This is a genomic window from Streptomyces sp. NPDC059371 (assembly GCF_042751995.1).
In the GTDB taxonomy this organism is placed as follows: domain Bacteria; phylum Actinomycetota; class Actinomycetes; order Streptomycetales; family Streptomycetaceae; genus Streptomyces.
In genome coordinates this window covers 51,510-72,241 of record NZ_JBHYXD010000007.1, presented here as the reverse complement: position 1 = coordinate 72,241, position 20,732 = coordinate 51,510, and the positions used below count along the sequence as shown (strand labels likewise).

Sequence of the window (20,732 nt, the reverse complement as noted above, 5' to 3'; positions counted from 1 at the left end):
GGGTGATCACGGCCGCACCACAAGCGCACCAGATCGAGTGGGGGAACGACGGGGAACCACGGTGAAAGCCGCCGAGGCCGAGAGGACAACGCCCAGGACGTTCGCCAGGCCGGCGGACAGGCGGGCCTCGAATGCTCGCAGCTTCCCCAGCTGATGGTCCGGAAGCTCAGTACGGCCGCGGAATCTCGTGCTCGCCCAACACTGCCTCGTACCGTGCCAGCAGAGCATCCAGGTTCGCCAGAAGAAGGCCGGCAGACTCCCGAGCTTCATCCAGGTCGCCCCGCTCGCACGCCTCCGCCACCTCGGCCACGTCACCGCGGAGGATGTGGAGGGAGTCTCCCTGCACCACGACCCCGGGGAACCGCCTACCCGGCATGCGAACCACGGCGTCACTGCCGCCATCTGTGAACAGCTCAGCCTCGACGCGCTCCATCGGCCCATCCAACCTGACATCACCAGTTGACATCAACGGTGCTGGACGCAGGTGGCCTTGAGCGAACCACCACACTCCACCGACAGCACGGCGAGGGCGATCCGAGATACGCGGGAACGAACTCCTGAAGCGGGTGTCGCAGGTTCGAATCCTGCCGGGGGCACAGCCGGAAGGGCCGGCTCAGGAGGGGTTCCTCCCGGGCCGGCCCTTCGGCGTTTCCGGTGCCGTGCCACTCGCGTGCCGCTACGTCCGGGGTTCAGTCGTTGCCGTCCTGGTCGGAGAGGCCTCCCCACCGTCACGGATCACGGCGCCGAGGCCGTGAGCCACCCCGGGGATCGAACCGCGGCTCAGGTCCGCCTCCGGCCCGGTGCCGGTCCTTGCCTGTTGGGACATCTGTGCCCGGCTGAGCAGCCTGGCCCGTCCGGACCTGGTTGCTCAGTCCGCAAGCCAGTTGCCGTGGAAGCCGTACGGAACGCGGGCCGGCAGATGAATGGTTGCGACCGGGGCGGCGGCGAGGTCGCCCGCGTCCAGGATGACCAGGTCGCTGCGGTCGGTGCCGGAGTCGTAGACGTACGTCATGAGCCAGCCGGGGCCGTCCGCCGCGTCGTCGGCCGGGGCGAAGGCGGCCTCGCCGGGCGTGCGGCGGGGCCCGAAGTCGTGCGCCGTCGCCGCGCCACTGCCCAGCTCGTACCGGACCAGTGAGCTGCCGCAGGTCACGTGCCCGTACGCGGCGTCCAGACCGGTCAGCCGGTCGTCGACCCGGGGGAACTCACCGGGACGGTCGTCGCACTGCTCCTCGCGGACCGTCCCGGTGGCCGGATCGATCGTCCACTTCCAGAGCACGGCCTCCTGCCTGCGGTCGACGACGTCGCCGGTGCGCCGCCACAACTCCGGGTAGCGCATGACGTGCAGCACGATGGTGCCGTCCGGCGCGTCGTAGGCGTTGAGCGCGTGGAAGACGTAGCACGGGTCGATGGCGAACCAGCGCACCTCGCCGTACGGGTCGTTGCGGCGCAGCACCCCCAGCCGGGCGCCGTAGCCGTCGTCCCAGTGGTAGGGCATGGTCCCGACCATGGCCAGGTCCCGGTCGAAGACGACGGGCAGGTCCATGAAGACGACGTGCTCCGCGGTGACATTGAAGTCGTGCATCATCGTCGGCCCGGGCACTTCGACCGGCCTGCTGATCACCAGCTCGCCCGAGGCGTCCGCCCGGTGGTAGGTGAGATACGGGGTTTCCAGCATCCCGTAGCCGAAGAAGTGCAGCTCCCCGGTGGCCGGGCACACCTTCGGGTGCGCGGTCACCGCGGTGTCCAGCTTCCCGCCGAAGTCGTATGCGCCGACCGTGTCCAGGTCGCGGGTGAGCTCGTAGGGCAGGGCCGTCTCGACCAGAGCGAGGGTCCGGCCCGCGTGCCGGATGACGTGGGTGTTGGCCGGGCCCGCGGTGAGGTCGCGGTGGCCCTGGTCGTCGTAGGTCCGGGCCCCGTCGGTGAAACTGCGGGTGCGTACCCAGCGGTTGCGGTACGAGACGGCCCGGCCGCCCTCCAGCCGGACGCCGTGGATCATGCCGTCGCCGAAGAACCAGTGTCCGGAGGCGGCGGCGGCCGGGTTCGGCCCGTTGCGGAGGTACCAGCCGGCCAGCTCGGCCGGGATTTGTCCGGTCACCGGCAGGTCGTACGCGGTGAGTTCTTCGCCGACCGGGGCGTAGTTGCCCGCCAGGTGTGGCCGGGCCTGCTGCGCGGAGGTCACCGGGCACCGGCCTTGGCCTGGACGTGGGCGACGTAGCGGACGGTGAAGATCATCGGGAGGGCGAATCCGGTGACCTGGATGAGCGTGGCGAGGGTCGAGTGGGCGTTTCCGGCGTGCGCCACGAAGGCGAGCACGACAGCGGTCAGGGCGAAGGCCGCGGTCCAGACGCCGGTGATGACGACGTTGGTCCGGATGAACGGCTTGAGCCCCCAGACCTCGCGCGGGGTGGTGCGCTTGGCAATGCCCAAGGTGAAGGGCTTGCCGATGGCCAGGGAGACCCCGGCGATGACCGCCAGCGTCCCCGCCGACAGGGCCGCCGAGTAGCCGTGCACGCCCGAGTCCGGGTCGGCGAAGGCGATGCCGGCCAGCGCGGCGAAGAAGACCGCGGAACCGATCTCGATGATCAGCCCGTCCGGTCCGACGCCGGACCGTATCTGCTGGACGATCACGGCCACCGCGACCACTAAGGCGGCCAGCGCCGCCCACTGCCAGTCACCCGAGGGCAGCGCGGCGAAGACGATCCAGGGGAGGAAGGTGCGCAGGTAGGACATGAGGTCTCCGCTTGCTTCAGTTATCTGTTCTGACATGTCGAAAGTAGAAGGTCTAGTAGTGACATGTCAAGAGTGGAATGTAGACTGGAGGCATGAGCCTTCGACACGCGCTGCTCGGGCTCCTCTCCGAGCGCCCCGCCAGCGGCTACGACCTGTTGAAACTGTTCGAGACATCGCTGGCCACCGTCTGGCCGGCGACCCAGAGTCAGATCTACACCGAGCTGACCAAGCTGGCGGGCACAGGACTGATCAAGGTGGCGGCCGAGGGTCCGCGAGGCCGCAAGGAGTACGTCCTCACCGACGAGGGACTGGCCGAACTGCGGCGCTGGCTGACCGAGACCAAGCCGCAGCGGAACACCCGCAGCGACATTCTCCTGCGGGTGTTCTTTCTCGGGGTGCTGACGCCCGAGCAGGCACACGGCTACCTGGCCGAGCTCATCGAGCTGTCCGATCAGGGGTACCAGAGTCTGCGTCGGCTGGAAGAGTCCGTCGACTGGGATGACGACAGTCTTTCGGTCTACGGCCGGATCGCCCTGGAGTACGGACTGCGGTTCAACGCCATGCGCCGCGAGTGGGCCGAGTGGGCGGCCGGCCAGATCACCTGACGACCGGCGGACCGACGGGAGCGCTGCGGGGCCGGACTTCACCGTGGAACCGCCCGCGGCGACGGCGTCGAGCGCATCGGTCATGGACCACCGGCTGAGCTCGCATTCTGCTTCGGCGGGAGTGAGTTCCTGGAAACCGCGTGCGCGTTCATGGGCTGCTTGGAGAAGTCGCACCACAAGCGCGCCGGATCAAGCAGGGAAGTGCGGGGAATCACGGTGAAGGTGACTGAACCCGACGAGGCCGCACCTCGCCCGTCCGCCCAGCCCAGCGCCCCGACCAGCAGTAGACGCGCGCAGCTTCCCGAACTGATGGCGGTAAACCGGGGCCGGCCTCGACGCGGACGAGTCCAACCCCTGCATGGGTGGAGTAACGACGACGGTGGAGAACGGCTCCTCCTCGTCGTGCGCCACCTCGTCGATGAGTTCCACGCCATCGGCCCAGGTGGCCTCCCGTACATCCGTCAAGCCGAGGACTTTCACCACTTCCGCCTGATCGGCGGACTCAACGGCGAGCCATGAGAGCCAACAAGCGCGTATGAGCGGTGTGGAATCAGTGGTTTCGCCTCCAGAAGACTCAATCTTCCCAAGGCGAGAGCTCAGGCCGTTGTGACGGGCCGGCCGTCACGGCTTGCGGTGGTCGACGGCACCGACGGCGTGACTGAGGCCTGTGGGGGCGGAGCGAGGCATACGCGTGCGTAGTCAGGCGGCGCACCCGCCATAGTGGCTGACTGTCTTCGGCTGAGGTTCAGACGGCGCGCATCGAAGCTACCGGCCGTCAGTCGAGCGCGCCAAAGCTGGGCCGTCTCTGGGCCGTCCGAGGTTGCTCAACAGTGGCCAAGGACAACCAACGACGACGACCAGGCGCACGAGCCCACCGCCCCTGAGCTGGGAAGCAGCAGGTCGCCAAGATCCCCGGCAAGACCCAGGGCAACAAGAAGACGAGGCCAGAACAGCAATCGGCCAGCCAGGACGTCTCGTTGCTCCCATGATGGACGCATGGACAGGTTGCAGCACAGCGCTTGGCAGTATGCGGCGGAAATACTCCCATCCGAGGAGCTCCCGATGCTCGCTGCTCATGCACTCGTCGACGGGTGCGATTCCCCCGCCCTGCGCGAACTGGCCGGCCTGCCACGCAGGAGCGACAACGCCGAGATCCGTGAACTGTACGTTCAAGCCCTGCACGAACTCGGCATACCCCTTCCCGATGAGGAGACAGCCGGCCGCTGTCTCCTCGTGAACCTTGCGTTCGGTCTCGTGAACGGCGAACTGAGCCCCAAGGACGTGGCCGACCGGCTGTCGACGACGGTCGCAGCCCGCACCTCGGAGGAGACACACTTCCTCTCCGCCGCAGCGGACTACAGCAAATGGATCAGCTTCGACGAGCTCCCGGCATGGGAGAACGATCTCAGGACCGCGGCCCACTCGTTGACCGCCGCCACCGACCTCGGATCCCGAGCCGTCCACGGCTGATTGAGCAGCCCGAGAACCATCGATGACCTTCCCGCCGAGAGTTCGCATCGAAAGGTGCCGACTGGGCAGAGTGGCTCAGTCATTTTCCGCGACCAGTGGACCTACGCCCCCGCCTCACTCCCCACCGGCCACACGCCGGGTCAGACCGGGCAGCGGTCTTGGACCGTTGCTCATCAGGCCTATGACCTGCGATGATCCGAGGCCGAACCATGATCACGCGGGAGTCCGGGCATGCGCCCTTTGAAGCCAGGCAGTCACCTTAGTGCCTCGTGTCGGAGCAGGAAACGACCGCGCACTTCGCTGATGGCCACGCTGGCCATCGCCGCCATCTCCGTTACGGGATGCGGCAGTTCCGACGACGAAGGACTGCCGGTGCGGGTGGTCAATGAGTCGGTATGGGATGCCCACATAGTTGGCTGTCCGCTGTGTGGAGAGAGCAGCGTTCTGCTCCAGGGGGATCCCGACCGAACGCCGGGCGAGGGCGGCGGTATGTACTTCGGGTGGACCGAAAAACGTCCGTGGCCTGTGACGTACAAGATTGTCGTCCGGGGAGCGGAGTCGGTTTGTCCGGTCATCGATCCCGAGCCCGGCAAGACGGAGGACCCAGACAATGTGGGCACCCGTGACGTGATCTACGTAGTGGACGAGAACGGGAAATGCGTCGCGGGCCCAGGGGACATGGACGCCTTCTGACGAGTGAACCCCAGCGGTTTCTGACCAACTGCGCTCACACCGGCCGCACAGCCCGGTTCCAGGATTCGGGGTCAAGGCCCGTCTAGACTTCCGAGACCGACCGACGGAAGGCTGGCGCTGTGCGGAGACTGCTCTACGGCATGAACCTGTCCCTGGACGGCTATGTCGCCGCGCCCGGCGACGACCTCAGCTGGAGCGAGCCGAGCGACGAGCTGTTCCAGTGGTGGCTCGACCAGGAGCGGGCGATCAGCCTGTTCCTGTACGGGCGCAAGCTGTGGGAGACCATGAGCGCCTACTGGCCGACCGGCGACCAGCAACCGGACGTCACCCCGGCGCAGATCGAGTTCGCGCGGAACTGGCGGGACACACCGAAGGTGGTGTTCTCCTCGACGGTCGACAAGGTCGACTGGAACACCCGCCTGGTCACCGGCGACGCGGTCGCGGAGATCACTCGGCTCAAGGCCGGGGACGGTGGGCCGATGAGGGTCGGTGGCGCAGCGCTCGCCGGGGCGGCTATGCGGGCCGGACTGATCGACGAGTACGAGATCGTCACCCATCCGGTCCTTGTGGGTAGCGGCACACCGTTCTTCACCGCGCTGGACGGCTGGGCGAACCTGAACCTGATGGAGACACGGACGTTTCCCGGCGGCGTGGTCCTGACCAGGTACGAGACGAGGCGCTGAGCGCGCTGGTCGAGCGGTTGGACAGCGACGCCGACCATCGACGGATCGGGTCACGTCCCGAGACCGTAGGCGAGCAGTTCGCGGTCGAACGGCCGCTGCGGGTATCGGAGCGGGTGCGGACGCTGTTGCGGGTCACGCCGCACGCGGTCGCCCGTGACGGCGCGGTGCGGCAGCCGGCCTGAATCTCAGCGGGAGGGGTGTTCACGCGCGAGCCCGCTCGCCCTCGGACATGACCTGATGATCACCCGCACACCGGCCCCGCGGACGGGACGCCGAGGTGCACGACATGTGACCGGCCGGCCCACGCGCCGTCGACGGATTCCTCGTCGCCCGGCGCGGAGCGGTGGCCGAAGGCCCTTGCTCCGCACCGGGGTTCGGTGCCTGGGTCAGCCGACCGTCGGGCTGGGAGTCGGGCTGTTGGTGTTCACGTTGAGGTCGGGGCGCGGTGTCAGGACGACGATCGGGGCACCCGGCTGCGGCGCGGGCGGCGTGAGCTGGTCCTTGGGGAGCGTCGGCGGGGCGCTCTGCTGGGCGAGGACCGCGGGGAAGTCGATGGTGCCGGTCTTCTCCATCATGGTGATGTGGTCGAGCACCGTGTCGTTGGCGAGGTTCGCGAGCTCTCGTACAAGGGAGTTGTTGGTGTTGGCGCGCACCTTGGCGATCACCGAGAAGATGGAACCGTGCGTGACGCGCAGGATGTTCGCGGTGGTCCTGTCGAACTCCTTGCCGCTCAGTGCCGCGGAGGTCGCCACGAACTGCTGCTGCTGCGGAGACGCCTGGTTGGGCAGGGTGATGTTGAGCTGGATGGCGACCTTGCGGTCCAGCTCATCCAGGCGGGCGTGACCCACGATCAGGTGCTTGCCGGCCTCCCGCATCGCCGGAGTCGAGCCCTTCTTCAGCGCGATCTCGCCCAAGGGGTACTCCCACAGCCCGGCCGCGCGCACCTTGACGACGAAGTCACGGTCCCCTTCGGTGAGCGGGCCCCACTGGGTGTCCTCGATGACGCGGGTCTGGGCGCTGGACGTGGTCTGGAAGCCGAGCATGGTCGGGTATGCCAACGCGGCGAGAGTCAGAGTCACCGCGCCGCCCACGAAGACCGTTCCTGCCAAGTTGCGTGAGACGGGCATGATGCCTCCTGACGTATCGATCAGATTTCACAAGGGGTACGGATGCCACGGCCCCGTTGATCATTCTGCTGGGTAAAAACTGACCGCTGCTGTGTGTCGTGCGTCACAGTCGACGCGCAGGTTGAGGGCCCGGCGCGGTCGGAGAGCGTGCTCCCCCGGCGCGCGCCAAGTCGTCTCCATCAATCGATTGATCGAGGCGTCCTGGCGGCATATTCTCCCCGCCATGTCCGACTCTCCACCGGCCTCACCGCCCCCCGTCCCATCGCCCGCCGACGCCAGCCGCGAACGCATCATCGCCGCCGCCACCGCCCTCTTCGCCGACCACGGCTACGACGGCACGAGCACCCGGCGGATCGCCGCCGAGGCCGGGCTGAACATGGCCACCGTCGCGTACCACGTCGGCGGGAAGCCGGACCTCTACCGGGAGGTCATGCTCCGCGCCCACCTCGCCGAACAGCGGGTGCTGACGGACGCGCTGGCCGCGTTCCGGAAACTCGCGCCCACCGATCCGGTCGCGGCCGTCACCGGCCTGGTCGACCGGTACCTCGACTTCTGTCTCGACCAGCCGCACATCCCGGCCCTGTGGATGCGCCGCTGGCTCTCGGACGCCGCCGAGTTCGCCGATCTGGAGGCCGCGTACGCACGGCCGCTCATCGAGTCGGTCCGCGACACGGTGCGCGAGGTCGTCCCCTCCGTACGGTCCACCGGGCCCGCAGACGTCGAGGCCACCGGGCCCGCAGACGTCGAGGCCACCGGGCTCGTCGATGTCGAGATGACCGTCTATACGGTGCTGTGGAACACCCACGGCTTCTGCCGCTCGGGCATCCGCGCCCAGGTCCCGCGCTTCCGCGCCCACCTGCGCGCCCTCGTCCTGCGCGAACTGGGACTCGCCGCCCCGCGGCCGCGCGACCAGGAGCGCGGATGACGACCGCCCTGGTCCCCCCGACCGCCGTCGGCGAACTCACCCGGCGCCGCCTGTTCGTCTACGGACTCGGCTCGGTCGGCACCGGCATCTTCTCCACCGTTCCCGGCCTGCTGCTCCTCTACTTCATGACCGACGCGCTCGGCGTTCCCGCAGGCGTCGCCGGACTCGTCGTCGCCCTGCCCAAGGCATGGGACGCCGTGTTCAACCCGGTGGTCGGGGCCGCGAGCGACCGTGAGGCCGTCCGCACCGGCCGGCGGACCCGGCTGCTCGTCGCCGGCGGGCTCGCGCTGCCCGCCGCGTTCGCGGCGATGTTCCTGACCCCGATGACCGGCACCGGTGCGGCGGTGTGGGTGACGGTCACCTTCGTCCTGGCCGCCAGCGCCTTCTCGCTCTTCCAGGTGCCGTACGTCGCCCTGCCCGCCGAGATGTCCTCCGTGCCGTCCGTCCGCACCCGGATCATGGTCTGGCGGATCGTCTTCCTGACCCTGGGCATCCTCGTCGCCGGCGGCGCGGCACCCCTCGTGGTCGACGCCGCGGGCGGAGGCCGCAAGGGGTACGCGACGATGGGCCTGACCGTGGGCCTCGTCATCGCGGCGGTCCTGCTGGTGCCCGCGCTCGGCACCCGCTGGGTGCGCTCACGGCCCGGACCCGAACCCCTCGGTCTCGTGGCCGCCTTCCGTACCGCACGCGGCAACCGCGCCTTCTTCGCGCTGCTACTCTCCTTCGTGCTCCAGGCCGCCGCCGTCGCGATCATGCTCGCCGCCGCGCCGTACGTCGCCACCTACCGGCTCGGCGGCTACGGACTGACCTCGATGCTCTTCGTCTGTCTGGTCGCGCCCAGCGCCGTCGCCGTCCCGCTCTGGGCCAGGGCCGCCGGGCGGTGGGGACGGCTGCGCTGCCTCACCGTCGCCACCTGCGGCTACGCCCTCGGCGCCGCGGCCCTGCTCCCGGCCGCCGGAAGCGGCAGCGGCACCGTCGCGGTCGCCGCGACCCTCGCGGTCTGCGGGCTGCTCGGCGTCTGCTACGCGGCCCTGCAGGTCCTGCCGCTCGCCCTGCTGCCCGACACGGTGCACGCCGACACGGCGCGGACCGGACAGGTCCAGTCGGGCGCGTTCACCGGACTGTGGACAGCCGGGGAGACCGTCGGCCTCGCGGCCGGACCCGGCGCCTACTCGATCGCCCTGGCCGCCACCGGCTTCGTCTCCTCGACCCTGGACCACCCGGTCGCCCAGACCGCCACCGCGCGCACCGGCATCCTCCTCGGCTTCAGCCTCGTTCCCGCCCTGCTCATGCTGCTCTCCCTGCCCGCCCTGCGCGCCTACGGCCGCCGCCGCGTCGTACGAGAAACGGAAACCCCCTGATGACGACTCCCCAGCAGACCGCCGCCGACTCCCCGGCCGCCCACCCGGGCCTGCCCGAGACGGGCCGCTCCGGAGCCGACCTTCTCGCCGAACTCGCCGTCCTCACCGCCGCCGACCTGCCCACCCGGGGCGGCAACACCACGGCTTACGTCTACGACAGCGGCCGCCCCGAGGTTCGCGAGGCCGCCGAACAGGCCTACCTGACGATGATGGAGGTCAACGGCCTGGACCCGACCGCGTTCCCCAGCATCGTCACGCTCGAACGCCAGGTCGTCGGCGCCACCGCCGCCCGCCTCGGCGGCGACGACACCACCCCGGGCATCTTCACCAGCGGCGGCACCGAGTCGATCATCCTCGCGGTGAAGGCCGCCCGGGACGCCCGCCCGGACGTCCTCGCCCCGGAGATCGTCGTCCCCGTCACCGCCCACGCCGCCTTCCACAAGGCCGGCAGCTACCTTCGGGTCACCGTGCGCAGCGCGCCCGTCGACCCCGTGACCTACCGCGCCGACCCGGCCGCGATGGCCGAACTCTGCAACGAGAACACGGTCCTCGTCGTCGCCTCCGCCCCGTCGTACGCCCATGGCGTCATCGACCCCGCCGCCGAGATAGCCGCCGACGCCGCCGCCCGCGGTATCCCCTGCCACGTCGACGCGTGCGTCGGGGGCTGGCTGCTGCCCTGGCTCGCCGAGGCCGGCGCGCCCGTTCCGCCCTTCGACCTCTCCGTCCCCGGCGTCACCTCCCTCTCCTGCGACCTGCACAAGTTCGGCTACGCCCCCAAGGGCGCCTCGGTCCTGCTGTTCCGTGACGAGGCCCTGCGCCTCGACGCCTACTACGCCTGCGCCACCTGGCCCGGCTACAGCGTCGTCAACTCCACGATCCAGAGCAGCAAGGGAGCCGGTCCGCTCGCCGGGGCCTGGGCCACCCTGCAGGCCCTCGGCGCCGACGGCTACCGCGAACTGGGCCGCGCCGCCCTGTCCGCGACCCGCACACTGATCAGCGGAGTCGAGGAGATCGACGGCCTCACCGTCCTCGGCACCCCCGAGGCCACCTTGGTCGCGATCGGCACCGACCCGGCGGCCGAGATCCCGCTCGACCTCTTCGCCCTCGCCGACGAGACCCGCGCCCGGGGCTTCTTCCTCCAGCCGCAACTCAGCCTGGACGGCCTGCCGGCCAACCTGCATCTGACGCTCACCGGAGTCAGTGAGCGAGGGGTCGAGGAACTGCTCGCCGTCCTGCGCGAGTGCGTCGACGTCGTCCGTCCGCTCGGACCGCCGACTCCGCCCGCGGACATCGTCGACCTGCTCGGGCAGGTGGACCTGACCGAACTCGACAACGCGTCCTTCGCGGCGCTGCTCCCGGCGGCGGGTGTCGACCTGAGTGGCGACAACGCGGCCCGGATGGCCCCGGTCAACCGTCTCCTGGACGCCCTCCCGGCGGCGACCCGAGAGGTGATCGTCACCCGTTTCCTGTCCGCTCTCTACAGCCCGTACCTCGGGGAGTGACCCGCCGGGCCGGGGCGAGGGGGGTGTCGGTCGTGCCACGGCGACCGGGCCGCGTCGGCCGGGGCGGGTGTCGCGCTCACCGCGCGACGCGCTGCTTCCGGCCGCCGCGGCGCAGGCGCGCGCCCGCGTAGACGAGATCGGCGAGGAGGACGACGACGCCGATGACCAGCAGGTAGAACAGGCCGTGGGCGGTGACTCCGATGATGCCCAGCACGACGGCCACGAGGATCAGGAACAGGAACAGGCTCATCGGTCCTCCTGGGGTTCTCGGCGCGGGTCAGCGACGGGCGAGGCGGCGCTCGCCCTGGAGGCCCGGCGCGTACTTGAGCTCGTAGTGTGCGAAGACCTCCGGCTCGTCCGTCGCGGGCAGCACGCCGTCCGTGTCGATGGAGGGGGCACTCTTCACCAGATTGCGGTCATGGGCGACCCTGAGGTAGCCAGGGCCGACGGTCGCGCGGTTCAGGGGTACGAACACGAGGCGCCGGCGCGTGGGCAGGCCTATGGTCACGGTGGCGAAGGAGGGATCGTCGGTGGCCGTGTCGACGTAGACGGACTCCAGGGTGCCGATCTTGTGGCCGTCGGGATCCACCACGTCGTGACCACGCCATTCTCGGATGTCGCCTGCCTCGAACATCATGCTCCTCCGGTGCGGGGGGTTCTTTGCGGGGGTACCCCCGATCGCGGGTCTGATGCCCGGCAGCTCCGATGCCCGGTGGCCCGGCAGTCCTGGGTGTTCTCCCGGCGACCGCCGGTTCCCTCAGGAATCGACCTCGTCGGAGGGTTCTCCTGTCGGCCGGTCGGGCCCGGTGACAGCGCTCATGCCGAGCGCGGGGGCCGGGGCTGCCCTCGGGATCCACTGGTCGATGCCCGCCCGGTGCGGTCGGAATGGCCGGATGCGCCGTCTCGTGGTCATCGACGCCCCGTCCAATCTCGGCCTCCGGCCGCCCGACGAGGGCACTGTGCCCGGGTGTTACAAGCTCGCGGGCGCGCTGCGCGAACAACGGCTGGTGCAGCGGCTCGGGGCGTACGAGGGCGGAGTCGTCGTGCCGCCCCGCTACGACCGCGGCGGCTGGAGGGAGGGCGACGGCGTGTTCAACGCCGAGGCGATCGCCACGTACAGCCGCAAGCTCGCGGACCGCGTCGAGCACCATGTCCGGGCGGGTGACTTCCCGGTCGTCCTGGGCGGGGACTGTTCCATCCAGCTCGGCGCCTCGCTCGCCCTCCGCCGGATCGGGCGGTACGGGCTCGTCGTCATCGACGGATCCGCGGACTTCCGGCACCCCGGCAACTCCGACCGTGTCGGCGCCGCCGGCGGCGAGGAACTGGCCCTCGCGACCGGCAGCGGCCAACGGGACCTGACGGATCTCGAAGGGCTGCGACCGTACGTCAAGGACGAGGACGTACGGGTCCTCGGTATCCGGGACCACGACGACGAGCGGGCCGAACTCACCGAACTGAAGATCATGAACGCGACGGTCGGCGAGATCAGGGAGTGGGGCACCGAGGAACTGGCGGGCGCGGTGCTGCGGACGCTCGAAGTTCCCGTGACCCAGGGGTTCTGGGTTCATCTGGACGCGGACGTACTGGACCCGTCCGTGATGCCCGCCGTCGACAGCTCCGACCCCGGCGGACTCCTGCCCGGCGAACTCGCCGCGCTGCTGCGGCCGTTGGTGCGATCGAAGCGGTGGGTCGGCTTCAACCTCACCATCTACGACCCGATCTCGACCAGGACGGCACCTGCGCGGCCCTCCTCGCCGACCTCCTCCAGACCGCCTTCACCGGCACTTGATCGGCACCTGACCGGCACTTGACCGGAACGGGCCCGCACGGCCCACGTGCCCTCGGAGCCGAGGCCGCGCGGAGGCAGGCTCAGCCGGCCGAGGCGTGGGCCGGGGACAGCGTGCCGGCGGGGCACGGTTCACCGGCCGGCTCCGGATGGTCCGAGCGCGCCGGCCGCGGTCGCGTGTCCGCGGAGTCGAGACGGAGCATGGCGGTCTCGTCCAGGGTGCCGGGTGCCGCCTGGTAGACCACCATCCGCTGGCCCCCCGTGCGGGCCAGCCGCATGACCTCGTAGGTCAGGGTCATCGCTCCGACCCGCGGATGCCGGAAGGACTTCTGCCCGCCCCCGCGTTCGCAGACGTCGTACCGCTCCCAGAGCCGCGCGAACTCCGGTGACTTCAAGACCAGTTCACCGACGAGGGTGGTCAGCTCGGGGTCGTCCGGGTCCGCTCCGGCGACCGCCCGCAGATGGGCCACCGAGAGCGCGACCGTCTCCTCCCACGGCTCGTAGAGCGTCCGGCCGACCGGGTGGAGGAAGAGGTACCGGGTCAGATTGCGCTGCTCCTGGGGCCAGTCCCAGAGTCCGGGCAGCAGCCGCCGGCCGGGCGGATTCGCGGCCAGGACACGGTTGAAGCGGCTCACCACGTAGGCGGGGAGCGGACGCACCGACTCCAGCATCCGCGACACCGAGTCACGAACCGTGTGGTCGGCGGAGGCGGGCAGCTCACCGACCCGCCCGGACGCCAACTCCACCAGCTCGTAGAGACGTTCGTAACCGTCGCCGCGCAGCCGCAGGGCACGGCCGAGGCCGTCCACGACGGCGGGGGAGGGATTGGTCTCCCGGCCACGCTCCAGGCGGATGTAGTAGTCGACGCTCACTCCGGCCAGCGCCGCCAGCTCCTCCCGGCGCAGTCCGGGAGTGCGGCGCAGCCCCGCGCCGGCCGGCAGGCCGACGTCCTCCGGCCGGACCTGCGCCCTGCGGGCCTTCAGATATCTGCCGAGTTCGGTGCCCCGCGCGTCAGTTGCTGCCATTCGGCCCATTCTGGCAGGCCGACCGGGAGCGTGGGGGGCCCTGTCAGACCCTGGAACGCCGCACCCCGGGAACAGGCCGGTCTGCCGGACCGCCGCGCGGAGGCGGAGAGTTGATTCCGAAGCGGGCGGCCCGACCGCCGAGGCCCAGGGCGTGCGAGGCACAGGACCGCGGCCCCGGCAGTCCGGAGCCGCCCGCCGGCTCCCTCCCCGACCACCGTCGATTCTTTTTGCCTGCCCAGGAGTTCATCATGCGCACCCCTGTCCCTTCAGCGGCCCCTGTCCCTTCAGCCGCCGCCGCGACGGCCCGCGGCCACGATCCGCGGTCGTCGACGTCCACTCTCCGGCAGAAAAGGCCGCACCGGTCCCGACCAGCGAAGCCGGCCGTCGGCGTGGCCACCGTGCCGCCGCGTGGCGGCGGCGCCCTGATCGCCGCGCTGCTCGGCTTCACGGTGATCACCATCGACGTCTCGGCCGTCAACATCGCCCTGCCCGCCATCGGCACGTCCCTCAGCGGCGGGATGACCGGACTGCAATGGGTGGTGGACGCGTACACCCTGATGTTCGCGGCGCTGATGATCTCCGCAGGCGCCCTCGCCGACCATGCGGGCGCCCGTCGCGCCTACGCCTGGGGCGTGGCCCTGTTCACGCTCGCCTCCCTCGGCTGCGCACTGGCGCCCGGCATCGGCGTGCTGGTCGCCGCGCGCGTGGCGCAGGGCGCCGCCGCCGCGATCGTGATGCCGGCCTCGCTGGCACTGGTCCGCCAGGCATACGACGACGCCCGGGCGCGTGCCCGCGCCATCGCGCTGTGGACCGTCGGCGGTTCGGTGGCGATGGCCGCGGGTCCGGTGCTGGGCGGGCTGCTCACCGACTCGGCCGGCTGGCGAGCGGTCTTCCTCCTCAACCTCCCCGTGGGCGCGGTGATCCTGGGCCTGCTGGTCCGGGTGCCGCGTTCCGCGCGCCGGCCCGCCGCGGTGGACGCCGGAGGACAACTCACCGCCATACTGGCCCTCGCCGGGCTGGCCTTCGCGGTGATCGAGGGCGGCCACCTGGGCTGGACCAGCGGCCCCGTGGCGGCGGCCGCCACGCTCGCCGTAGCCTCCGGGTGCGCCTTCGTCATGGTGGAGGCCCGGCACCGTCGGCCCATGGTCCCGCTGGGCATGCTGACGGACCGCAGGGTGGCCGTCCCGCTGGCGGTCGGCTTCGCCGTCAACGCCGCCTTCTACGGCGGGATCTTCCTTCTCGGCCTGTACTACCAGCAGTTGCGCGCAATGTCGGCGATCGAAGCGGGGCTGATGTTCGTCCCGATGTCCGCGGTGGTGACGGCGACCAACCTCGTCTCACCGCGACTGGCGGAGCGCGTCGGGCGTCGGCCGGTGATCGTCGCCGGTCAGTTGATCTTCACGGGAGCGATGCTGGCCATGCTGCCGCTCGCCGCGCACACCCCCGTATGGCTGGTACTGGTCCTACTGCTGCCGCTGAGCATCGGCGGGGCGCTCGTGGTGCCCGCGTTGACCGCACTGCTGATGGACGCCGTCCCCGGAGAACGCGCGGGGACGGCGTCGGGACTGCTCAACTCCTTCCGCCAGACCGGCGGTGCCCTCGCCGTCGCCCTCTTCGGCGGCCTGCTCTCCGGCTCCGGCGCGGACTTCTCCCTGCCGGGCATGCGCATCGGCCTGCTCGCCGTCGCCGCCCTCCTCATCGCCACCGCCGCGCTGTCCCGCCTCCTCCTGCCCCGCGACTGACCGGAGTTGGAGACGCGGGACGGCCGGATCATCGCGAAAGGCTCGACAGGAGTTCTTCACGACTGTTGACACCCGTCTTTCGATAGATCGCCTTGAAATGATCGTTGACGGTGTGCAGAGAAAGATTCAGGCTGCGCGCGATCTGTTTGACGGCCAGTCCGTCGAGAGCCCGCCTGATCACCTCCTGTTCCCGTGAGGTGATCCCGTACAGAACGGCCGCGGCGGGCAGCAGTACGTCGGAGGAGGCGGATTGGATGGTCACCGCGACACCGCCGAGATCCGAATCGTCGAGCCGCTGGGCCTCCAGCACGATCCACCCGTCGGGGCCGGGGATACGGCTCAGTGCCTGACGGCCTGGCTGCCGTGCCATGAGGGCTATGTTCCAGACGTGCGCGAATATCTCGCTCTCGTCAGCGGTCTCGGCATCCTGTACGAGTTTGCTCACCCATTCATGGCCGGTTCGGGTCACCGCCCTTATCGTGTCGCTGCCGTCGATCACCACAATTCCGGGTGGGGGCGCGCTGCGAACGGGACGCAGAAAACGACCGGCGACATACTGCTTCAGCGCCTCCGCCAGAGGGCCGGCCAGGCGGCCGGCGTTCACCGCGTCGGCCGTCGAGAAGGGTCTGCTGCCTCTCGCTCTCAGCAGTACCAGCAAACCCCAGGTCAGCCCTTTGAGGGTCAGGGCGACCCGCATCTCGCTGCCGACGTCGGTCGTGTTCATGATCTCCTGGTGCCGGACACGGTGTCGTCCGCCCGGTGAGTCGGACGCGAGGACCGCGACGGGACGGCCACGTCCGACCAACGCGGTCAAGGTGTGCTGCCCGTGGCCGAGGATTTCCGCGGATTCCAGTTCGCGATAGAAGTCTGCCGCGTAACCATGTTCCTTGGTGAGGAAACATGCCGCGCCCGTGATCGGGTCGACTCCTCTCAGCATGTATCCGTCGTGCGGTACGAGTTCCGCGATCTGCCGTGAGATCACCGAACCCAGTTCAGGGATTGTCGTGGCCCCCGCCACCGCGGGCGCCAACGTGCGGACTGTCTGTTCCACGTCCGGATTCATGGAAGGAGTGTGAATCCGCACCACTCGACGAGCACGGATTCGCGGCACGTTGGCCGAGAGATGACACTCCTTGGCGTGTATACGGCAGCCGTCGAGAAATCGCAATTGGAACTTTCTATTCCCGTCCTTTCCGCAATTTCCGCGCGTCGCCCGGTCCTGAGTGGCCACGGACCGGGCGACCGGGTTCATTCCGTCAGCACTCCCGAATGGCCCCGTCGTGGAATGCCTCGTTGCCGTCCACGTACGCCCCGTAGGTCCACCCCGTGACGAAGAGTTCCTGGCCGGTGGTGGCGGTGTACCGCTCGGACACCGTGTGGTACCAGACGTTTCCGCGGTTGTCGATGTTGTCACCGCGGTCCCAGCAGTCGGCGACGACGGCGTCGCCGAACCTCAGGTCCGGCACTCCCACCTTGCCGCCGCGGGTGTGCGGGGTGTTGAAGACGCCCGCGCTATCACCCACGTGGATCAGCGCGTTCGCGGCGGACGCGCTGCCGACCCCCAGGAACAGCACGCCGGCGCTCAGCGCCGCGACGACCGTGCTACGACGCGGCAGGACACTCTTCATCATCATTTCCCCCTGATTGTTCGCCGGCAATGCGCTGCCGGGCGGATGCACCGTGGTCCGGAGCACACCGAGGACGATGCCCTGGCCGGAATGCCGAGTGAATCCCCCAGAAACAGGGGGGTGACAAGAGAGTGCCGGTGAGCATGCCGGCCCGAACCCGGCCCGAACCCGGCCCGAACCCGGCCCGAACCCGGCCCGAACCCGGCCCGAACCCGGCCCGAACCCGGCCCGAACCCGGCCCGAAGCGGGCGGCGACGTGGTCTCGGCGCGGGGTGTACTGTCGGAGCACTGGAAGTAGAAACGTGCGTTCACCGCAGGACATCGACTCGATTCGATGGAGCCGGGGACACACGCGCATACGCGGTACCGGACGGGCCGCCACTTCTTCACATCGAAGGAGTGCGCAGTGAATGTCCGTCGTCCTGGAGCCGTCGAGAAGGCCGGTGCTCCCGCCGGAGCCTCCCGTTCGCCACGTTCCCTCCATGAACCGTCGCAGGGCTCCCTCAGCCAAGCCCCGCCACGCTCCCTCCGCGAGGCGGGGGTAGCCCTCGCCGGGTTGTCAGCGGTGTTCCTGTTCGAGATGCTCGACAACTCGATCCTCAACGTCGCGTTGCCGACCATCGGCCGCGAACTGTCGGCGTCGACGACTGTTCTGCAGTGGGTCACGGGCGTGTACGCCGTCGTGTTCGGCGGGCTGATGCTGGCCCTCGGCGCGCTGGCCGACCGGGTCGGTCGCCGCAAGGTCATGCTGGTCGGGCTGGTGCTGCTGGGTGGGGCAAGTCTGGCGACCGCGTTCGTCACGACGGCGGAGCAACTCATCGCCGTCCGGGCGGCCATGGGCGTCGCGGCCGCGATGACGACGCCGGGTTCCCTCGCGCTGGCGTTCCGCCTGTTCGACGAGGACGCGCTCCGCGTCCGTGCGACCACGCTGATCTCGACCGTCGGCCTGGTCGGACTCGCGATAGGGCCCACGGCCGGTGGCTTCGTGCTCGCGTTCGCTCCGTGGCAGATGCTGCTGCTGGTGAACGTGCCGATCGCCGCACTCGCGTTCATCGGCATCCGGCGCGGTATCCCCGCCGACAAGGCGGACGAGCTGCACAGGGAACCGATCGACGGTACGGGTGCCCTGCTCGGTACGGCCGCGATCGTGCTGACGCTCGTCGCGCCCACGCTGTTCGTCGACGCGGGTACCGCGTCGCTGCTCCCGTGGCTGACCACGGCGGCGGCCGCCCTGACGGCCGTGCTGTTCGTCGTCCGTCAGCGTGTCGCCCGCCATCCGCTGCTCGACCTCGAACTCGTCGCCCGCCCCCTCGTGTCGAGCGGCCTGGCCTTCAAGGCCGCCGCGAGCCTCGCGACCGCCGGACTCGGCTACCTCGTGACCCTGCAGCTCCAGCTCGACCTGGGCTGGACACCCGCCCAGGCGGCCCTGGGCATGCTGCCGCAGGTGGTCGTGCTCATCGTGGGCGGTGCGCTCATCGGCCCGTTGGTCACGCGTGTCGGCCTCGACAAGGCCTCCTGGCTCAGCGCGGGAGCCGTCGTATGCGGGCTCGCCGTCTACGGGCTCCTGGGCCGCTTCGGCTACGGGTGGATCGCCCTCGCACTCATGCTCGTCGCCGCCGGTATGCGCGTCGTGGGTGTCGTCGCCGGGACCAACGTGATGCGCGGCCTCCCGGCCAACCGCACCACCATCGGATCGGCGCTGGTGGACACCGCGGGCGAAGTCACCACCGGCATCGGCATCGCGGTCGGCGGGACCATCCTCGCGGCACTCTTCACCGGCGACATCGCCACGTCGCACTGGAGCACTCACCAGACCGCACAGTTCCACGACGCGATCACCTGGGCCGGCCTCGCTCTCACGCTCCTGACCGCGGCGCTGGTGGGATGGGGCATCACACGGGCCCGCCGCGGACCTGTCGGCCGAACGCAGCCGCCGCCGCACCGTCTAGGAGCTCACCGCCCCCGGATAGGCTGCCGCCGTGGAACGGATCTTGGTGGTGGGGGTCACGGGCGCGGGCAAGTCCACGCTCGCGCGCACTCTCGGCGAGCGGCTGGGTCTGGCGTACCACGAGATGGACGCGCTCTACTACGACGGCCCCGGCTGGGCCGTGAACGGCTCGTTCGCCGAGGACGTGGCGCGGTTCGGCGCGAGGCCCCGCTGGGTGGTGGACTCGCTCGGCTACCCGGAGGTCCGCGATCTCCTGTGGGGCAGGGCGGACACGGTGGTGTGGCTCGACTACCCGAGGCGCGTGGTCGCGCCCCGTGTGGTGCGCCGCTCCCTGCGGCGCTCAGCCCGTCGCGAGGTCCTCTTCGGCGGCAACCGGGAGACCTGGCGGGGGTGGCTGAGCCGGGAGCATCCTGTCTGGTGGTCCTGGTCCCAGTACGTGTCCCGCCGCCAGGAGATCGAACGCCGGATCCGTGACCCCCGCTTCTCCCCGCTCGCCACCGTGCGCTTCGCCCACCCCGACGAGACCGCCGCCTGGCTCGCGACCCTCTGACGTGCAGTGACGGTCCCTCTCAACCGCCCTTCCGAGCTCTATGACCGACGAGTGGTGCCCAAAGCGGAGCGGACGGAGTGGACCTATGAGGCGGGTTCGGCGATCAGCGCCGTACCGATCTCGCGGAACCCGAGTCGGGCGTAGATCCGCGCGACGTCGTCGTCACCGGCCGACAGGAAGACGGTGTCCGCTCCCCGTGACCGGGCGTCGGCCACCAGGGCCGCGGTGACCGCGCGGGCGAGACCGCGACGGCGAGCCGAGGGAAGCGTTCCCACGCCGACGATCTCGCTGATTCCCGCGAGCGGTTGGTGCTGGCCCGCGGACAGTGCCGACCCTTGCTCGACGGCCGCGACGACCACCGTCAGACCTGCCCGGACACGCAGCATCGCGCGTTCCACCGATCCGTCGGCGACACAGGCGTCGGCCGCTTCCGCCAACTGCGGTGTTCCCGCGAGACCCACATGGGTTCCAGGCTCGGCGAAGGCGAGGTGAGGAACGGCCAGGGCGCTGGGCAGCATCGGATCGTCCGCGCCGACGATCCGTACCGACCGGGTGCCGGACGGCCTCTCCACCGGCGCTGCCGGAACCCATGGATCGAGCACCATCAGCGGATGTTCGTGGACCACGAGTCCCGACTCCTCGACCGCCGCCCGCAGCGTCGGCGTGGTCTCGGCGACCCACTCGAAACTTTCAGGGATCCCCAGTTCCCGCTGACGGGCACGGACCTTGCGCACGTCGGCCGCCTCCAGCGGCCCGGACCATCCCCGTGCGGGACGTGCGTAGAACGGCCAGCCCGGTCCCTCCCGCACGAACAGGGTGAGCGGCCCGATGTCCTCGGCACGGGCGCCGTGGCGCGGGACCGCGTCGTAGTACTCCTCGAGCCGGTTCAGCAGCGCCCGCTCAGGGTGATCGTCAAAGTCGGCAGAAGTCACGTCGGGCATCCAAACAACTGGGCAT

At 70.1% G+C, this 20,732-nt stretch carries 19 protein-coding genes and 1 pseudogene; 10 read left to right on the top strand and 10 right to left on the bottom strand.

What is annotated here, in order from left to right:
* Nucleotides 1-166 precede the first annotated feature (166 nt).
* The 3 genes from ACFXGX_RS06545 to ACFXGX_RS06535 form a co-directional block, all read right to left on the bottom strand.
* Nucleotides 167-433, bottom strand: a complete 267-nt coding sequence (locus ACFXGX_RS06545) for a DUF6959 family protein (protein WP_384785500.1) — start codon at nt 431-433, stop codon at nt 167-169.
* A 435-nt stretch (nt 434-868) separates the two neighbouring features.
* Nucleotides 869-2,179, bottom strand: a complete 1,311-nt coding sequence (locus ACFXGX_RS06540) for a carotenoid oxygenase family protein (RefSeq protein WP_384785496.1) — start codon at nt 2,177-2,179, stop codon at nt 869-871.
* Complete coding sequence (locus tag ACFXGX_RS06535; protein WP_384785493.1) at nt 2,176-2,766, bottom strand: hypothetical protein; 591 nt, start codon at nt 2,764-2,766, stop codon at nt 2,176-2,178. The genes ACFXGX_RS06540 and ACFXGX_RS06535 overlap by 4 nt, the downstream gene beginning before the upstream one ends.
* Nucleotides 2,767-2,822: 56 nt before the next feature.
* Between ACFXGX_RS06535 and ACFXGX_RS06530 the strand changes: the two genes are divergently transcribed.
* The 4 genes from ACFXGX_RS06530 to ACFXGX_RS06515 all read left to right on the top strand — a co-directional run bounded on the left by ACFXGX_RS06530 (nt 2,823) and on the right by ACFXGX_RS06515 (nt 6,181).
* The gene (locus ACFXGX_RS06530; RefSeq protein ID WP_384785490.1) at nt 2,823-3,335 is read left to right on the top strand and encodes a PadR family transcriptional regulator; all 513 of its coding nucleotides are present in this window, start codon (nt 2,823-2,825) and stop codon (nt 3,333-3,335) included.
* 996 nt (nt 3,336-4,331) lie between these two features.
* On the top strand, nt 4,332-4,805 hold the full coding sequence (locus ACFXGX_RS06525) for a hypothetical protein (protein ID WP_384785487.1): 474 nt from the start codon (nt 4,332-4,334) through the stop codon (nt 4,803-4,805).
* Nucleotides 4,806-5,108: 303 nt separating this feature from the next.
* Nucleotides 5,109-5,498 carry a hypothetical protein gene (locus ACFXGX_RS06520; protein ID WP_384785483.1) on the top strand — a complete coding sequence of 130 codons (390 nt, stop codon included), beginning with the start codon at nt 5,109-5,111 and terminating at the stop codon, nt 5,496-5,498.
* Between the two features lie 119 nt (nt 5,499-5,617).
* Nucleotides 5,618-6,181, top strand: a complete 564-nt coding sequence (locus tag ACFXGX_RS06515) for a dihydrofolate reductase family protein (protein ID WP_384785480.1) — start codon at nt 5,618-5,620, stop codon at nt 6,179-6,181.
* Nucleotides 6,182-6,567: 386 nt separating this feature from the next.
* On the opposite strand, the gene ACFXGX_RS06510 is transcribed toward ACFXGX_RS06515, so the two are convergent.
* Complete coding sequence (locus ACFXGX_RS06510; protein WP_384785477.1) at nt 6,568-7,308, bottom strand: DUF4142 domain-containing protein; 741 nt, start codon at nt 7,306-7,308, stop codon at nt 6,568-6,570.
* A 223-nt stretch (nt 7,309-7,531) separates the two neighbouring features.
* Between ACFXGX_RS06510 and ACFXGX_RS06505 the strand changes: the two genes are divergently transcribed.
* From ACFXGX_RS06505 to ACFXGX_RS06495, 3 genes are read left to right on the top strand one after another with little or no spacing between them, the layout of a single operon-like run.
* Complete coding sequence (locus ACFXGX_RS06505) at nt 7,532-8,233, top strand: TetR/AcrR family transcriptional regulator (protein WP_384785474.1); 702 nt, start codon at nt 7,532-7,534, stop codon at nt 8,231-8,233.
* Nucleotides 8,230-9,594: an MFS transporter gene (locus tag ACFXGX_RS06500; protein WP_384785471.1), complete on the top strand. Its 1,365-nt coding sequence runs from the start codon at nt 8,230-8,232 to the stop codon at nt 9,592-9,594. The genes ACFXGX_RS06505 and ACFXGX_RS06500 overlap by 4 nt, the downstream gene beginning before the upstream one ends.
* Nucleotides 9,594-11,096, top strand: coding sequence for a pyridoxal phosphate-dependent decarboxylase family protein (locus tag ACFXGX_RS06495; protein WP_384785468.1), 1,503 nt, complete (start codon nt 9,594-9,596; stop codon nt 11,094-11,096). Before ACFXGX_RS06500 ends, ACFXGX_RS06495 begins: the two co-directional genes overlap by 1 nt.
* Nucleotides 11,097-11,172: 76 nt before the next feature.
* Here ACFXGX_RS06495 and ACFXGX_RS06490 read toward each other — a convergent pair whose 3' ends face one another.
* Both ACFXGX_RS06490 and ACFXGX_RS06485 read right to left on the bottom strand, forming a co-directional pair.
* Nucleotides 11,173-11,346, bottom strand: coding sequence for a hypothetical protein (locus ACFXGX_RS06490; protein ID WP_384785465.1), 174 nt, complete (start codon nt 11,344-11,346; stop codon nt 11,173-11,175).
* Between the two features lie 27 nt (nt 11,347-11,373).
* On the bottom strand, nt 11,374-11,730 hold the full coding sequence (locus tag ACFXGX_RS06485; protein ID WP_384785723.1) for a PRC-barrel domain-containing protein: 357 nt from the start codon (nt 11,728-11,730) through the stop codon (nt 11,374-11,376).
* A gap of 259 nt (nt 11,731-11,989) precedes the next feature.
* On the opposite strand from ACFXGX_RS06485, the pseudogene ACFXGX_RS06480 reads away from it, so the two are divergent.
* Nucleotides 11,990-12,885: pseudogene (locus ACFXGX_RS06480) on the top strand (arginase family protein).
* 80 nt (nt 12,886-12,965) lie between these two features.
* Here the strand turns inward: ACFXGX_RS06480 and ACFXGX_RS06475 are convergent.
* Nucleotides 12,966-13,907: a helix-turn-helix domain-containing protein gene (locus ACFXGX_RS06475; RefSeq protein ID WP_384785462.1), complete on the bottom strand. Its 942-nt coding sequence runs from the start codon at nt 13,905-13,907 to the stop codon at nt 12,966-12,968.
* 389 nt (nt 13,908-14,296) lie between these two features.
* Between ACFXGX_RS06475 and ACFXGX_RS06470 the strand changes: the two genes are divergently transcribed.
* The gene (locus tag ACFXGX_RS06470) at nt 14,297-15,649 is read left to right on the top strand and encodes an MFS transporter (RefSeq protein ID WP_384785459.1); all 1,353 of its coding nucleotides are present in this window, start codon (nt 14,297-14,299) and stop codon (nt 15,647-15,649) included.
* Between the two features lie 28 nt (nt 15,650-15,677).
* Here the strand turns inward: ACFXGX_RS06470 and ACFXGX_RS06465 are convergent, their stop codons facing one another.
* Nucleotides 15,678-16,712, bottom strand: a complete 1,035-nt coding sequence (locus tag ACFXGX_RS06465; RefSeq protein ID WP_384785457.1) for a helix-turn-helix transcriptional regulator — start codon at nt 16,710-16,712, stop codon at nt 15,678-15,680.
* Nucleotides 16,713-16,905: 193 nt separating this feature from the next.
* Nucleotides 16,906-17,283, bottom strand: coding sequence for a hypothetical protein (locus ACFXGX_RS06460; protein WP_384785454.1), 378 nt, complete (start codon nt 17,281-17,283; stop codon nt 16,906-16,908).
* A 559-nt stretch (nt 17,284-17,842) separates the two neighbouring features.
* On the opposite strand from ACFXGX_RS06460, the gene ACFXGX_RS06455 reads away from it, so the two are divergent.
* Nucleotides 17,843-19,699: an MFS transporter gene (locus ACFXGX_RS06455; RefSeq protein WP_384785451.1), complete on the top strand. Its 1,857-nt coding sequence runs from the start codon at nt 17,843-17,845 to the stop codon at nt 19,697-19,699.
* Nucleotides 19,700-19,858: 159 nt separating this feature from the next.
* Here the strand turns inward: ACFXGX_RS06455 and ACFXGX_RS06450 are convergent, their stop codons facing one another.
* Complete coding sequence (locus ACFXGX_RS06450) at nt 19,859-20,716, bottom strand: GNAT family N-acetyltransferase (protein ID WP_384785448.1); 858 nt, start codon at nt 20,714-20,716, stop codon at nt 19,859-19,861.
* Nucleotides 20,717-20,732: the final 16 nt, after the last annotated feature.